The sequence below is a fragment of the Devosia alba genome (assembly GCF_039938915.1).
GTDB classification, from domain to species: domain Bacteria; phylum Pseudomonadota; class Alphaproteobacteria; order Rhizobiales; family Devosiaceae; genus Devosia; species Devosia alba.
Window position 1 is genome coordinate 119,340 of record NZ_JBDUUI010000002.1, and the last position, 13,575, is coordinate 132,914.

Below are 13,575 nucleotides of genomic sequence, written 5' to 3' on the forward strand. Positions count from 1 at the left end.
GGAAAATCTTAGATAAGGGTCTGATATTGCTTGTATTTTCAAGTTGTTTTGGTTAGTTTGAGTTGAGGCCAACAGGAGGTCTCAAATGCCTAACTTACGTCTTACCCGCCGCGCCATTGACGACATTCCGTTCGCTGCCAGCGGCCAAATCCTTTACCGAGATACGCTGCTCTCCGGTTTCGGCCTTCGGGTCGGCAGCCGCTCCAAGGTCTACTTCGCCGAAGGGCAGGTGAACCGCGATACCCGCCGCGTCACCATAGGACGCGCGGACCTGTTTGCGCCGGAGGTGGCCCGCAAGAAGGCGCTGGCGCTGCTGGGCGAAATGGCGGAGGGCCGCAACCCCAACGAAGAAAAGCGCAAGGAGACGGTTGAGCGCGTCACGCTCGCCGTGGCCTTCGAACGCTTCTTCGAGGCACGCAATAAGCTGTCGCCTCACACCGTCACCAATTACGGGCGCACGGCCAAGCTATACCTCAAGGCATGGCGCAAAAAGCCCATGAACCAGATCACCCGGCAAATGGTGTTGGCCAAGCATCAGGAGATTGCCAGGACGCATGGCGAGGTGACTGCCAACAACGCGATGCGCCATCTGCGCTCGGTCTACAATTTCATTGCCGCCACCCAGGACGACTTCCCGCCGAACCCGGTTCTGATCCTTTCGCAGGCGCGGGCATGGTATCGCGAGCGGCGTCGGCAGACCTTGGTCACGGCGTTGGACCTGCCCATGTGGTGGAAGGCCGTCATGGCTGAGCCTGACTATTCCCGCGACTTTCTACTGACGGCACTGTTCACGGGAATGCGCAGGGGCGAGCTGATGAAGCTGCGCTGGGACAACGTGGACCTGCAAGCGCGGACCCTGCACCTGCCCACCACCAAAAACGGCGATCCCCTGAACCTGCCGCTGTCGGCGTTCCTGGCGGACCTGCTGACCAAGCGCAAGGAGCAGTCGGAAGGCTCGCCTTGGGTGTTCCCCGGACCGGGCAAGAATGGGCACCTCGTGGAAACCAAGAAGTTCCTGCTCCGCGTCACCACGGGGTCGGGTGTCAGCTTCACCCTGCACGATTTGCGGCGTACCTTCATCACCATCGCTGAAAGCCTCGATGTTCCATATTACGCGCTCAAGCGGCTCCTGAACCACCGCGCCAATGGCGACGTCACGGGCGGCTATATCGTGGTCAATGCTGAACGCTTGCGCGTGCCGGTCGAACTGGTCGCGACCCGGATATTGGAGTTGGCCAATGTCAGGTAGTGGATCCACTTACGGCGCAGCTTTCGGCGGAAGCCCAAGCGTGCTGGAACGCCTCCTGCTGGCGATCATCAATGCCCATACGACGAGCGAGACCGAGGGTCTTCAGGCAGAACGGCTGCAAACGGCGATAGCGGCGCTGATCGGGCCAGCGGCGCGGGACGGACAGGATATGGAGAGGGCGCTGCTGTTTATGCTGCGACAAAGGCGGCGGGATGTTTGCGACGTCGAGATGCAAGCGCTGGGCTCAGGCGCTGGTTCGCCAAGGTGTGCAACCCGCACGGTCCCTGAACTGGCAACTCTCGCAGCGCGTAGGGTCCTAGGTTGCGCCACCGCTGGCGAGGTGCAGGCGACCGCGCGCGTTCTTTGCGAGATTTTCAGCAAACGTGGCAATGCCTGTGATGTGGCACCGGATCACGTTCAGGAAGCGCTTGAAGCGGAGGCCGTGCGACGGCTCTGCGATGAACTCGCGGAATGGGCCGTGCCCACGAGGCCGTGAGGCCAATTATCTGCAGGCCGAATGTTGGATCGGCTAGCACCGCGCTTCACACCCCGCAGACCCTTCTTGTTTTTGTCTTTTCCACCTCGTATCTTGGTCGGGCTTGGAAGCGCGTTCCTCTCCGGTTTTCCGGCGAGCGGTACACCTAAAGCGGTTTGACATCCGCGAGGCCGGTAGCAGTCCGGGACCAAGTCGGCGGGACCAGTGCAACGTGGAGGTCTCGTAAGCGAACGGGAGTTGCCCGCTCTATGGCGGGCCGGAGCCAGCGCCGAAGTCACTCACCCAGAAACCTCAATTTGGCACGTCCGCCTGTCTGTGGCGCGTGCCTAAAGGTGGAGTGGCCAAATGGCACATCCCGTTATGCAAACACGCGCGCAAGCTGACGAATGGCTATGCACGAAAGAAGTCGCTTGGCTAACCAAGCGGAGCAAGTCCACGTTTGAAAAGGCGAGGATCCGAGGCCGTGGAAATGGCCTGCCTTGGTACAAGGTAGGAGGACGCGTTCTCTACCGAAGGTCCGAAGTTGAAGCATGGCTTGAATCCGGCCGTATGTCCGGAGGTGAATGCCATGACTGATTTCAAACTCAACGCGGAAATGCAGTTCGAGTCGTCGGCCACAGCCGCCCAGTACTACTGGCAGTTGGGTTGGGAGCCGCTGCCGCTCCCGGCAAATCAAAAGAAACCGCAACGCAACTGGAAGACACCAATGGTGTGGACCAATGACGACATCAGCCGGAAATTTAGTCCGGTTGGCAATGTCGGCCTTGCTCTGGGAGAACGTTCGGGTGGCTTGATTGATATCGACTTCGACTGGTCCGAGGCCGCGCAGATCGGGCGCGAACTGCTGAGCGATCTGCCAAGCTTCGGGCGCGTCGGCTCCCCCTATAGTCACCGCTTTGCACGCGGGAAGTTGACTAAGGGAGTGGTACATTTCCAGATCCCAAAGGTCGCAGCGCATCTCTTCGACGGAGAGCGCTTGATGGTGCTGGAACTGAGGGGCGACGGTCACCAGACGATGGTTCCGCCGTCGCTACACCCATCCGGTGAGCGCGTCCGCTGGCACAATGGTCCGGGAACAATACCGGAGATCAATGGCAATGATCTGGAACGGCGCGCCGGGCAAGTAGCGTTCATGGCTCTCATCCTGCGCGCCTATCCCAGATCGGCGGGCTATCGCGACGATGTATGCCTCGCTCTCACCGGCACACTGTTGCGAGCCGGGATTGATGAGGGCGAGATTGATCGGTTGGTCGAACTCGTCGCCAACCTTGCCGGTGATGATGAGGCCGCTAAACGCGGTGGCAAAGCCGCCGCCTCTCGAGCAAAGCTGGACGCTCAAGAGGAGGTGTGGGGCCTGCCGAAGCTCTGCGAATTGCTCGGCATCTCGGAGATGGAGCCCACTTTGCGGAAATGGCTTGGGGCTTTGCTATCCGGCGATCCTGGTTCGGACGGCAACGCTATTACTATCCGCCCCGGCTTCCTGCCACAGGCTGTAGACGCCGCTGAAGCCGCACTTCTCACGGCAGGCGTCCCCATCTATCAGCGCTACGACACGCTCGTCCGTCCGATCCGTTTGAAGGTCAGCGCCGATCTGGAAGGAGTCGGCAGGGACAGCGGCGCACTAATCTTGCAGCCGGTCGTTGCGGCATGGCTACGTGAGCAGTTCGCGCTCACGGCCAAATGGCTGCGAGAGACTGAGGAAGGTCCGAAACGGATCGACCCGCCATCGCAAGCAAGCCTCGCCTATCTCGCCAGAGTCGGCGATTGGCGGGCTCCTTTCCTGCAGGGCGTGATTCAGAGCCCGACACTCCGCGCAGATGGCACTATGCTCCAAGAACCGGGATACGACGCAGCGTCCGCGCTTCTTTACGATCCGGGCAATGTGGTCTTCGAATCAGTGCCGGAAATACCGAGTAAGGCCGACGCGGAGCATGCCATCGCTTCCCTCGCCGAGCCATTCCGGGACTTTTGCTTTGCCAGCGCGGCGGATCGAAGCGTCACTGTTGCGGCGGTGCTGACTGCGCTCGTGCGGCCGATGTTTCCGGCCGCACCGCTTTTCGCAATCGATGCGCCAACGGCGGGGACGGGCAAGTCACTCCTGGCCGAGACGGTGGGCATTATCGCTACGGGCCATAAGCCGGCCATGCTGTCGCAGGGCTTCAACGGCGAGGAAGATCAAAAACGTCTTTCCTCGGTCCTCATGGCCGGAGATCAGATCATCGTAATAGACAATTGCGATCGACCGATTCAAGGCGAGTTCCTCTGCACAATGCTGACCCAAGAACATGTGCGCCCACGTATCCTCGGCAAGTCAGAGATGCGGACATTACCGACGAGATGCCTCGTCATGGCGACTGGCAACAACTTGACGCTTTCGGGGGATGTCACACGGCGTGCACTTATCTGTCGGATGGACGCGGGCATGGAACGGCCCGATCAGCGGCAGTTCGGCTTTGACCCGCGTATCGAAGCTAGGGCCAACCGTCCGCGACTGGTGACAGCGGGACTGACTGTGCTGAGGGCCTATATAGCGGCAGGGCGTCCGAACCCGATGGACAAGATTGGCTCGTTCGAGGACTGGAATCTCGTGCGCGAGGCCATCGTCTGGCTCGGCTACGACGATCCGGCCGACACGCGCGAACGCGTCCTTGCCGACGACCCGGCCAAGGCCGTCCTACTGGACCTGCTCCGACTCTGGTGGACGACATTGAAGGATCGCCCCGTCACGCTTGCCGAGCTAGCCGTGATGGCTGACAAGCAGGGGAAGGGATCGGCACAGGATCTTGTGACTGAACTCATCGCCACGACGCGGTACCAGCATTTCAATGCGCGTAGCGTAGGACGATTCCTGGCCAAGCATGTTGACCGCAGAGTTGGCGGCTTGGTGTTGTTGTCGGTAGCAGACGGGTCGGGCGTGAAGGCATATCGTGTCATGGACGTCAGCACCGCTGCCCGTGCCGAGCGAAGTGATGGCGGTCCACCCTTTTGAAATCCGGTTAATGTGCTGAACCGGGTTTAAATGGGTTTGCCGGGTTTGCCGCCACCGCCCGTGCCCTGCAAACCCGCATAACCCCTCAAAACCAATAGGCCCGGCCGGGCAGTGTACCCGCCGGGCCTATTGCATGCCCCTCAGAGCGCCCTCAGACGTCCGAGCAGGGCGGTTTGCGGTAACTTTGCGGTAACCACCGTGGCGGGCCTGTGGGCAGGTTGTGGGCCAGCGCGGCAGGGCTATGCATCGCAGGCTTGGCAGCGCATGCGCGTCGTTTTTCACCCTGGTCCGCGCCCGCACGGGTCAATTCGATCGGTCAGTTAACAGGTCTGCCGTGGTGGTGCCGATAGCCTTGGCCAGCTTGGCGACGACGGTAATCGTCGGGTTCCGCACCTGCCGCTCAACGCCCGAGATATAAGTGCGGTCGATTTCGGCGCGTGCGGCAAGCTCTTCCTGGGACCAACCCAGCAGGCTTCGGGCTTCCTTGATGTTTCGGGCCAGTATCGCGCACACGTCTTCCATGCCCGCGATAGGGCCGATGTGTAGACGATGAGACCACGGACTATGAGTCTCATTTCTGCTTTCAGATTCAAACTGTCGACTATAGGCTACATCGCATTTCACCGGGGGTAGTGCGATGTGGGATATATTTGCTCAAGCACTTTCGTGGCTCTTGCTGATCTTCTTCGGCGGGCAGGCGTTTATCTTCATTGGGATGATCGTTTGGACGATCTGGACCGACGCGATAAAACCTAGGCTAATCCCCGCCGATGATATCGCCCGCGAAGCTGACGACATCATCGCCGGCTACCCCGACCCGGAACTTGAGGCTTTCGCCCGCCACGAGCGCGCTTGGTACGATAGCGACGGGGCGGAGCAGACCTATTGGCATCGGGTGAGGAAGGCCGTGCAGAAGCGTATGCAGCGGCCACCGAATCGAACCGGATAGCTTGCACTCACGCGGAGCAGCGCAGGGGGATGCATAGACACCGCGTCGTATTCCGATAGGCTCGCGATGGCGAACTGCTTTGGTTGGCATGGGGATATCGAACATTGCGAGTTTTCATCGCCAATTTCGGTCGTGAGAATTACGAGTGGCCAGAGTGCAGGCGTCGCGGAACAGTAGCGACGATGAATGAGGTCAGTGCCCAACAGCTTTGGGAAGCCGGGGACCGTGAAGCCTACATAACCTCACGAATGCGGGGAAAGACCGCAGCGGGGCTGACGCCGACGCGTGCGGTCGCGGCGCGCTGGTACAACCTTATGACCATCGTTTCTGATACCTCAGATGACATATGGATTCATAGGGATGGCGAAAAAGTCTGGTGGACCATCTCAACTTCGGAACAGCCAACTTTCGAACGCAAGACAGAACCTGTGGGGTTCAAACGCGACGTCATTGTCTGCCATAAACCTTGCGCGGAGTGGTCCGACCGAAGTCGTACGGGCCAGGAATTGTTCTGGCGCTCGCTTCATCCTAAGGCGAAAGATTTCCTGTCTACGGAAGCAACTCTGCAGGAGCTGAGCGAAGACTACGCGGCGTATGCCGCCGCACTCATCAATGGTGCCGACCTGTCCGAATGGCACTCAAGACCTTTATGGCGACGCAAAAACGACAACGCCAAAGCGCAGCATAATCCCGTCACCAGCTACGACGAAAAACGAATTGCTGCCTACCGGGAAGCTTCCGAACGAATGGCACTTACTGTGCTCAAGACTGTGAAAACAGCCAACGGTCAAGAGGTTGTCAGGACGCTTAAGGACAAGAAGTTCTTGTTCAACGACCAAGCCAGCCTAGAGCGACACATTCTCGAACTCGTGGAGCGCCAAGAGCATAGGTGTGCCCTTACGGATCTGCGGCTGGACTATGACGAACGCGGGGGCGACAAGCAGTTTTTCTGCTCTCTCGACCGCATCGACAGCGCTGGCCACTACGAGCCGGGCAATCTTCAAATCGTTTGTCGGTTTGTCAATTTTTGGAAGGGTGCTAGCGACGACGGCGAGTTTAGACGCTTAATCAAAGAGGTCCGAACAATCCAAAGCCCCGATTAGGCCTCAGACACGGCCATCGTGTTTGGTTGGAAAGTGGTGCCGCTTAGGTGACTCGAACACCTGACCCCATCATTACGAATGATGTGCTCTACCAACTGAGCTAAAGCGGCTTAACCCTTCACACACGGCCATACTATGGCCCTACTAACTTTCACTCACCAGCCCCAACGCACTGGCTTCGAACGTCATTCTCTAGCGGACCCGCTAATTACGAATGATGTGCTCTACCAACTGAGCTAATGCGGCAACGGGTGAGCTTTTACGTTGGGTTGGGGGCGGGTGCAAGAGGCAAGGCGGGCTGGGGGGATGATTGTGCCAGCAGCCCGCCATCGGGCGGCGTTGTCGCCGTCATGGTGGCGATCATTGGTACCTTCCACTCAAAGGCGTCCAGCCGACCGGTGACCGGGGACACCGGCTCCCATTCATCACTCACCATGCCATCGGCCGTCCAGGCCGGATCGCGCGGCGCCCGCACGGCGCGCGCCAGCCATTCGCGAGCCCGGCCCTGATCGCCATGCTGGCCCTCTTCGATCTCGGCCATCAGGCTGGCCACGCCCTGGGTCGCATCGGGGCCGGCGAACGGCGCCAGCGCCTGGCGCGCCAGCACCCAGTCATAGGCATCAATGGCCGCGCGGGCCAGGGCCATGCCGGCCGCCCGGTGCGGCGGCGGGGTCTCGATGATCTCGCCCATGCGCTTGAGCCGATCGACGGCCGAAGCGCCGGGCTGGGCATGGCCATAAAGCGCGGCAATGTCGGGATGTCCGGTGGCGCGCCAGATCCGGCGCAGCAGGCTCATCGCCTTGCGCGTTTCGCCCCGATTGATGTGGATGCGCGCCGCAATCAGCGCTGCGGGCACAAAGTCGGGCAGCAGCCGGAGCGCGGTCAAGGCATGTTCCAGCGCCGACAGGGGCTCGCTGGTTTCGCTCTCGCGGGCCCGGGCAGTCTCGATCACCGCCTGCCGGCGCCGCTTGCGGGCGCGTTGCTCGCGGCTGCCGGCCTGTTCGGCATTGACCATCGCCACCGCCTCGGCCCATTGCCCGCGCTGCGCCAGATCGTTGAACACCGCTTCAGCCGCCCAGGCACTGTCCGGCGCCAGATTGAGGGCCTTGCGGGCAAAGGTCAGCGCCGCCTGCGGCCGCTGCTGGGCCCGCGCCTGGTCATAAAGTCCGGTCAGCGCGGCCAGCGCGGTCTGGTCGCTGGCAATCAGCGCCCGGTAGTGTTCGCGTGCTGCAGCCATGTCGCCCAGCGCCAGATCGGCCCGCGCCTCGAGCAATCGGGCGGCGGCATTGGATGGCAGACGCGCCTGCGCATCACGCGCCAGCGACCGCGCCCGGCCCGGATCACCGGCCTGCAGTGCAATCATCGCCGCGCCAAGCGCCTCGACACCCTGCTCGCGACGCCGTTCACGCCGGCGCCGGGCCATGGCGCGCGGCGCCGAGATGATCCGCCGGACAATGGCCCAGATGAAAATCACCACAATGGCGATCACCATGAACATGAACACCGCCACGCCCAGCCGCGGCTGCATGCGATAGCCCGCCACCTCCAGCGTCAGCGTGCCGGGCAGCGAAATCATCCAGGCGGCCAGCGCCGCGATGACCAGACTGCCCACGATCCAGGACGCCAGACGGATCATCGGGCGACCTCGCCACTGAGGGCCGCATCACGCAGCTCTTGCAGAAAAGCCTCTCCCGCCGCCTGCTCGGCAAACAGCGCCGGCACCGCACCGGCCGCCGCCTGCATGGGCGCGGGCAGGCTTTCGAGCAGGGTCTGGGCACTGGCGAAATCACGCCGCTCCACCGCGCCGATCAGCCGTGAGGCAATGGCCTGGGGCGTGTCGCCCGCGATTTCTCCCGTCGGCCGCAGCGCGATGGCCCCGGCGAACCAGTCGAGCGCACCATCCTGCCACTGGGCATCGGGATCGACCGGCCGGCCTGCCAGAATGGCCGGCAGCACGGCGTCAAACTGCCGGGCGATGACGTCGGGACGGGTCAGGCCCTGCGGCGCCCTGTTGGCGATCAGGGTGGGAATATCGGCCTGGGGCGCGGCAGCGCGCAGCGCCGCCAGCTCGGTCTCATAGGGGCGGCCCGTGGCAAAGGCGGTTTCAAAGCCCGACAGGATCAGGGGCAATTGCAGAACAGCGCCGATATCGCTGGGCTGCGACGCCAGGGCAGCGCTGGTCTGGCTGACGCTGCTGTCGAGCGTGCGCAGATTGGCTTCGGCACTGCCCAGCCGGGCCGCCAGTTCGTCTATCCGTGCGCCCAGCGTGACAAAATCGCCGCGCAGCCGGTCCAGCGCATCCGTATCGGCCACCGGCGGAGGTGCTGCCGCCAGTGTGTCGACCCGGGCGGCCAGCGCCGCAATGTCGCCTTCGATCCCCACCAGATCAACCGGCGCGGCAGCACTCGGGGTAGCGGCAGGCTCGGCCTGCTCCAGCGCCCCGATGCGCTGATTGAGGGTGGCCAGTTCCGATTGCGTGGTCCGGGTCACGGTTTCCAGCTCGGGAATGGCTTTGCTGAACTCGGCCAGCCGCGGATCGGCCACGGCCACCGGCGCTGCCGGCGCCGGCCACCAGCCGGCATAGGCCAGCCCATAGGCCGCCCCGAGCCCGAGCAGGCCACCCAGCAGCGCCGCGCCAAAACCAAAGCCCGATGAAGCCGGCGCGGCCGGCACCCGCCTTGGCTTGTCTGAGGGTTTTTCTGAAGGCTTTTCTGGCGGCTTGTCGGCTGGCCTGGGCTTGTCAGTGGCCCCGGCGCCTGAGGCTGGCGCGTCCACAGGCTTGCCGGCGCTGGCGGTTGTCCCTGCCCCGGCCGTGCCGGCGTCGGACTTGCTGGCCCCGGCCGTTCCGGGCGCGGCCTTGCTGGCCTCGGCGCCAACCGGACGCGCCGTCAGATCGAGCACGGGCGGCTTGACTGCGCCAGGCTTGGTCTGGTTCGCCTTGGTCTCGCTCGGCTTGGGATCACTGCCCTTGCTATCGGCCATATCCGGGAATCCTCATGTTCAATATCGACTATGGCCCAGTTTGCGCGCGGGCAAAACCCAGCGCCATGGCCATCATTGCCTCTTCGTCCGGGCGATCGGCCAGGCTGATGCGGTTGAAATGGGCGCCCAGCAGCGGTTCGGCCACCGCTTCACTCATGCATAGCATGCCCAGCGCCTGCCGCTGGGTACGATTCAGCCTCTGCGCCAGATCGGCGAAGATTTCGGCGGTGCGGCGTGAATAGACCAGCACCGCATTGATGCGGCCATCGCCCAGCTCGGCCAGAATGGCCCCGGGCAGCGCGGCAATGGCGACCATGTCGTAGATTTTCGCCGTGGCCACCATCACACCCAGCGGCGCCACGGCCTTGGCCAGATCGGCGCTCTGATGCTTGCCGGTGGGGTAGAACAGCGGCCCCTTGAGGCCGGACAGGCTGATGGCATTGACCAGATCGGCAAACGCCCCGGCTGCGCTGCTGACATGGGCAAAGCCGGCCATTTCGGCGTCGCGCGCCGTACGGTCGCCCACCGCCAGCACCGGCAGATGCGCATAGTCGCCGACGACATTGCGCTCCACCAGCGTGCGCACCGCATTGGCGCTGGTCAGCACCACGGCGGCAAAGCCATCGGCAGGCGGCAGGCTGACATCCAGACTCACGCGCTCCATCACCGGCACCGCCACCGCGTCGATATCGAGGGCCAGCAGCCGCGCCAGCGAGGATTGCGCATCCGGCTCCGGCCGGGTCACCAGCATCCGCGTCATGTGGCGGCCCACTGCGCCAGAAAATCCGTCCCGGCCTGCGCCAGCAGATCCTCGCCCACCCCGCGGCCCAGCGCCAGCGGATCCGTCCCGCTGGCAGTGCTGTCAAAGGCGGTCTGGCCATCCAGGCTGAGAATCTGTCCCTTGAGGGTCAGCGTGCCATTGTCGAGCCTGGTCAGCGCCCCCACCGGGGTGCGGCAGGAGCCATCGAGCACCGCCAGCATGGCCCGCTCGGCCGCAATGGCCCGATGGGTCGGGGCATGGTCGAGCGCCGCCACCAGATCGGCCATCCGCGCGTCGTCGCTGCGCACCGCCAGCCCGATGGCGCCCTGCGCCGGCGCGGGCAGAAAAATCTCCGGATCCATCTGGCCGGTGGCGCGATGGCCTTCGCCCAGCCGATTGAGCCCGGCCATGGCCAGCAGCGTGGCGTCAGCCACCCCCTCGATCAGTTTTTGCAGGCGGGTACCGACATTGCCGCGAAACGGCACGATCTGCAGATCCGGGCGCTGGCGCAGCACCTGCGCCGCCCGCCGAATCGATGAGGTGCCGAATTTGGCGCGCTCGGCCAGATGATCAAGGCTCTGCACCTTCACCGACAGGAAGGCGTCGCGCACATCCTCGCGCTCGAGAAACGCCACCAGCGCCAGGCCGTCCGGCAGCCGGGTCGCCACATCCTTGCTCGAATGCACGCCGATATCGATGCGCCCGGCCAGCATGGCCTCGTCGATTTCCTTGGTGAACAGGCCCTTGCCGCCAATATCGCTCAGGCTGGCATTGCTGGCCTGACTGCGATCGCCGCCGGTCGAGAGCACCTCAATGGTGATGTCGTCTTCACTGACACCATGGGTCTGGGCCAGCAGGCTGCGCACCAGGCGCGCCTGGGTCAGCGCCAGCGGGCTGCCGCGCGTTCCGATCCGGGCAAAGGCTTGGGGAGATTGCAAAGTCATTTGGTCCTATAGTAGGCAGAGAGACCCTTCAGGGAGTAACCAGTTCATCGTGACCGGGCAAGCGCCAGCCATTATCCTTGGCATCGAGACCAGCTGCGACGAAACCGCCGCAGCCATCGTTGTACGAGACCAATCAGGCAATTCAACGATTCGGTCCAATGTGGTCCGCAGTCAGCTCGATGAACATGCGGCATTCGGCGGCGTGGTGCCCGAACTGGCGGCGCGCGCCCATGTCACCTATCTCGACCATATCATTGCCCAGGCCTGCCGCGAGGCCGATCTCACCCTGGCCGATGTCGATGCCATCGCGGTCACCGCCGGCCCCGGTCTGGTCGGCGGCGTGCTGGTGGGTCTGACCACCGCCAAGGCGCTGGCCGCCGCCCTGGACAAGCCCCTGCTGGCCATCAACCATCTTGAAGCGCACGCCCTGACCGCGCGCATGACCGACAAGGCGGCGTTCCCCTATCTGCTGCTGCTGGTTTCGGGCGGCCATAGCCAGTTCGTGCTGGTGCGCGGCGTCGGCGATTACCAGCGCTGGGGCACCACCATTGACGATGCGCTGGGCGAAGCCTTTGACAAGGTGGCCAAGCTGCTCAGTCTGGGCCATCCCGGCGGACCGGCCGTGGAAGCCATTGCCATGCAAGGCGACCCCAAGCGGTTCAAATTCCCGCGCCCACTATTGCGCGAGGCCCGGCTGGATTTTTCCTTTTCCGGCCTCAAGACCGCCGTGCGGCTGCAGGCCGAGGCGCTGGCCCCGCTCAGCGACCAGGACGTCGCCGATATCGCCGCCAGCTTTCAGGCTGCTGTCGCCGAAGTTGTTTCGGTGCGGGCCAGCCAGGCGCTGGAGCGGTTCAAGGCCGAATTGCCCCAGGCCAGGCCACTCCTGGTGGTGGCCGGCGGCGTTGCCGCCAATCGCAGCATCGCCACGGCCCTGGCCAATGTGTGCGAAACGGCGGGGGCCACGCTGATTGTGCCGCCCATTGCCCTGTGCACCGACAATGGCGCCATGGTCGCCTGGGCCGGCGCCGAGCGCTTTGCCCTGGGGGTCCGCGACCCGCTCGACGTTACCGCCCGGCCACGCTGGCCGCTCGACCTGCCCGACATGAAGGTGCCCGATGTCGCTTGATTCGGTTCTGGTGATTGGCGGCGGCGCCTGGGGCACGGCGCTGGCGCAGGCTGCGGCCATGGCGGGCCGCACGGTGCGCCTTGTGGTCCGCGATGCGGCGCAGGCCGACGAGATCAATATTGCCCACACCAATCAGCGCTATCTCGGTGGCCAGATCCTGCACGAGGCGATCACGGCCAGCACCCAGCCGGCGCCAGCCGACATCATCATTCTGGCCGTGCCCGCCCAATCGACCCGCGCCGCGCTGGGGGCGCTGGATCCGGCATTGCTGGCCGACCGGCCGGTTATCCTCTCCGCCAAGGGGCTGGAAACCGGCACGCTGGACCGCCAGAGCGAAATCCTGATCGATATGGCGCCCGACGCCATTCCCTACGTCCTGTCCGGGCCCAGCTTTGCTGCCGACGTTGCTGCCGGTCGCCCCACCGCCGTCACCCTGGCCGGCGATGACGCCGATCATACCTCCGAACTGGCTGCCGCGCTGGCCGGCCCCAGCTTTCGCCCCTATGCCAGCGACGACCGCATTGGCGTGGAAGTCGCCGGGGCGCTGAAGAACGTCTATGCCCTGGCCTGCGGCGCCATTGAGGGCGCCGGCCTCGGCGCCTCGGCCCGCTCCGCCCTGATCGCCCGCGCTTTTGCCGAAATGGCCCGCATGGTCAAGGCCATGGGCGGTTCGACGACCACGCTGACCGGGCTGGCCGGCCTGGGCGATCTGACGCTGACCTGCACCTCGGCGCAGTCGCGCAATTACCAGTTCGGCATGGCCCTGGGCCGCGGTCAATCGGTCGAACAGATCATTGCGTCGGGCGCCAAGCTGGCCGAGGGTGTCGCCACCACCCCGGTCGCCGACGCGCTGGCCAATAGCCTCGATGTCGATGCCCCCCTGATTGCCGCCGTGCACGCCGTGCTCAGCGGCCAAGCCAATATAGCTACCGTGGTTGCGGGCCTGATGGCCCGGCCGCTCAAACGCGAGGACTAGA

Annotated in this window: 13 protein-coding genes and 1 tRNA gene; 8 read left to right on the forward strand and 6 right to left on the reverse strand. The window is 63.9% G+C overall.

Annotated elements, in window-relative coordinates; translation table 11 throughout:
* Positions 1 to 85: 85 nt before the first annotated feature.
* The 4 genes from ABFY71_RS03060 (at position 86) to ABFY71_RS03070 (ending at position 4,734) form a co-directional block, all read left to right on the forward strand.
* The gene (locus tag ABFY71_RS03060; protein ID WP_431021499.1) at positions 86 to 1,249 is read left to right on the forward strand and encodes a tyrosine-type recombinase/integrase; all 1,164 of its coding nucleotides are present in this window, start codon (positions 86 to 88) and stop codon (positions 1,247 to 1,249) included.
* Between the two features lie 40 nt (positions 1,250 to 1,289).
* Complete coding sequence (locus ABFY71_RS03065) at positions 1,290 to 1,745, forward strand: hypothetical protein (protein ID WP_347944632.1); 456 nt, start codon at positions 1,290 to 1,292, stop codon at positions 1,743 to 1,745.
* Between the two features lie 360 nt (positions 1,746 to 2,105).
* Entirely contained in the window at positions 2,106 to 2,321 is a 216-nt protein-coding gene (locus tag ABFY71_RS19295; protein WP_406873948.1) for a helix-turn-helix transcriptional regulator, read from the forward strand.
* Positions 2,314 to 4,734, forward strand: coding sequence for a bifunctional DNA primase/polymerase (locus ABFY71_RS03070; protein WP_347944633.1), 2,421 nt, complete (start codon positions 2,314 to 2,316; stop codon positions 4,732 to 4,734). Before ABFY71_RS19295 ends, ABFY71_RS03070 begins: the two co-directional genes overlap by 8 nt.
* A gap of 303 nt (positions 4,735 to 5,037) precedes the next feature.
* Here the strand turns inward: ABFY71_RS03070 and ABFY71_RS03075 are convergent, their stop codons facing one another.
* On the reverse strand, positions 5,038 to 5,256 hold the full coding sequence (locus ABFY71_RS03075) for a helix-turn-helix domain-containing protein (protein ID WP_347944634.1): 219 nt from the start codon (positions 5,254 to 5,256) through the stop codon (positions 5,038 to 5,040).
* Positions 5,257 to 5,371: 115 nt separating this feature from the next.
* Between ABFY71_RS03075 and ABFY71_RS03080 the strand changes: the two genes are divergently transcribed.
* Both ABFY71_RS03080 and ABFY71_RS03085 read left to right on the forward strand, forming a co-directional pair.
* Positions 5,372 to 5,683, forward strand: a complete 312-nt coding sequence (locus tag ABFY71_RS03080) for a hypothetical protein (protein WP_347944635.1) — start codon at positions 5,372 to 5,374, stop codon at positions 5,681 to 5,683.
* Between the two features lie 104 nt (positions 5,684 to 5,787).
* Entirely contained in the window at positions 5,788 to 6,786 is a 999-nt protein-coding gene (locus ABFY71_RS03085) for a hypothetical protein (RefSeq protein ID WP_347944636.1), read from the forward strand.
* A 34-nt stretch (positions 6,787 to 6,820) separates the two neighbouring features.
* On the opposite strand, the gene ABFY71_RS03090 is transcribed toward ABFY71_RS03085, so the two are convergent.
* From ABFY71_RS03090 to hemC, 5 genes are all read right to left on the reverse strand, one after another.
* Positions 6,821 to 6,896 (reverse strand) — tRNA-Thr (locus tag ABFY71_RS03090).
* A gap of 149 nt (positions 6,897 to 7,045) precedes the next feature.
* A complete protein-coding gene (locus tag ABFY71_RS03095; RefSeq protein ID WP_347944637.1) occupies positions 7,046 to 8,422 on the reverse strand; it encodes a heme biosynthesis protein HemY in 1,377 nt (458 codons plus the stop codon).
* Complete coding sequence (locus ABFY71_RS03100; RefSeq protein WP_347944638.1) at positions 8,419 to 9,768, reverse strand: COG4223 family protein; 1,350 nt, start codon at positions 9,766 to 9,768, stop codon at positions 8,419 to 8,421. Before ABFY71_RS03100 ends, ABFY71_RS03095 begins: the two co-directional genes overlap by 4 nt.
* Before the next feature lie 28 nt (positions 9,769 to 9,796).
* Positions 9,797 to 10,528, reverse strand: a complete 732-nt coding sequence (locus ABFY71_RS03105; RefSeq protein ID WP_347944639.1) for a uroporphyrinogen-III synthase — start codon at positions 10,526 to 10,528, stop codon at positions 9,797 to 9,799.
* The gene (gene hemC / locus ABFY71_RS03110; RefSeq protein WP_347944640.1) at positions 10,525 to 11,472 is read right to left on the reverse strand and encodes a hydroxymethylbilane synthase; all 948 of its coding nucleotides are present in this window, start codon (positions 11,470 to 11,472) and stop codon (positions 10,525 to 10,527) included. The genes ABFY71_RS03105 and hemC overlap by 4 nt, the downstream gene beginning before the upstream one ends.
* A 70-nt stretch (positions 11,473 to 11,542) precedes the next feature.
* On the opposite strand from hemC, the gene tsaD reads away from it, so the two are divergent.
* Both tsaD and ABFY71_RS03120 read left to right on the forward strand, forming a co-directional pair.
* Positions 11,543 to 12,598: a tRNA (adenosine(37)-N6)-threonylcarbamoyltransferase complex transferase subunit TsaD gene (tsaD, locus tag ABFY71_RS03115; RefSeq protein WP_431021506.1), complete on the forward strand. Its 1,056-nt coding sequence runs from the start codon at positions 11,543 to 11,545 to the stop codon at positions 12,596 to 12,598.
* Complete coding sequence (locus ABFY71_RS03120) at positions 12,588 to 13,574, forward strand: NAD(P)H-dependent glycerol-3-phosphate dehydrogenase (RefSeq protein ID WP_347944642.1); 987 nt, start codon at positions 12,588 to 12,590, stop codon at positions 13,572 to 13,574. The genes tsaD and ABFY71_RS03120 overlap by 11 nt, the downstream gene beginning before the upstream one ends.
* Position 13,575: the final 1 nt, after the last annotated feature.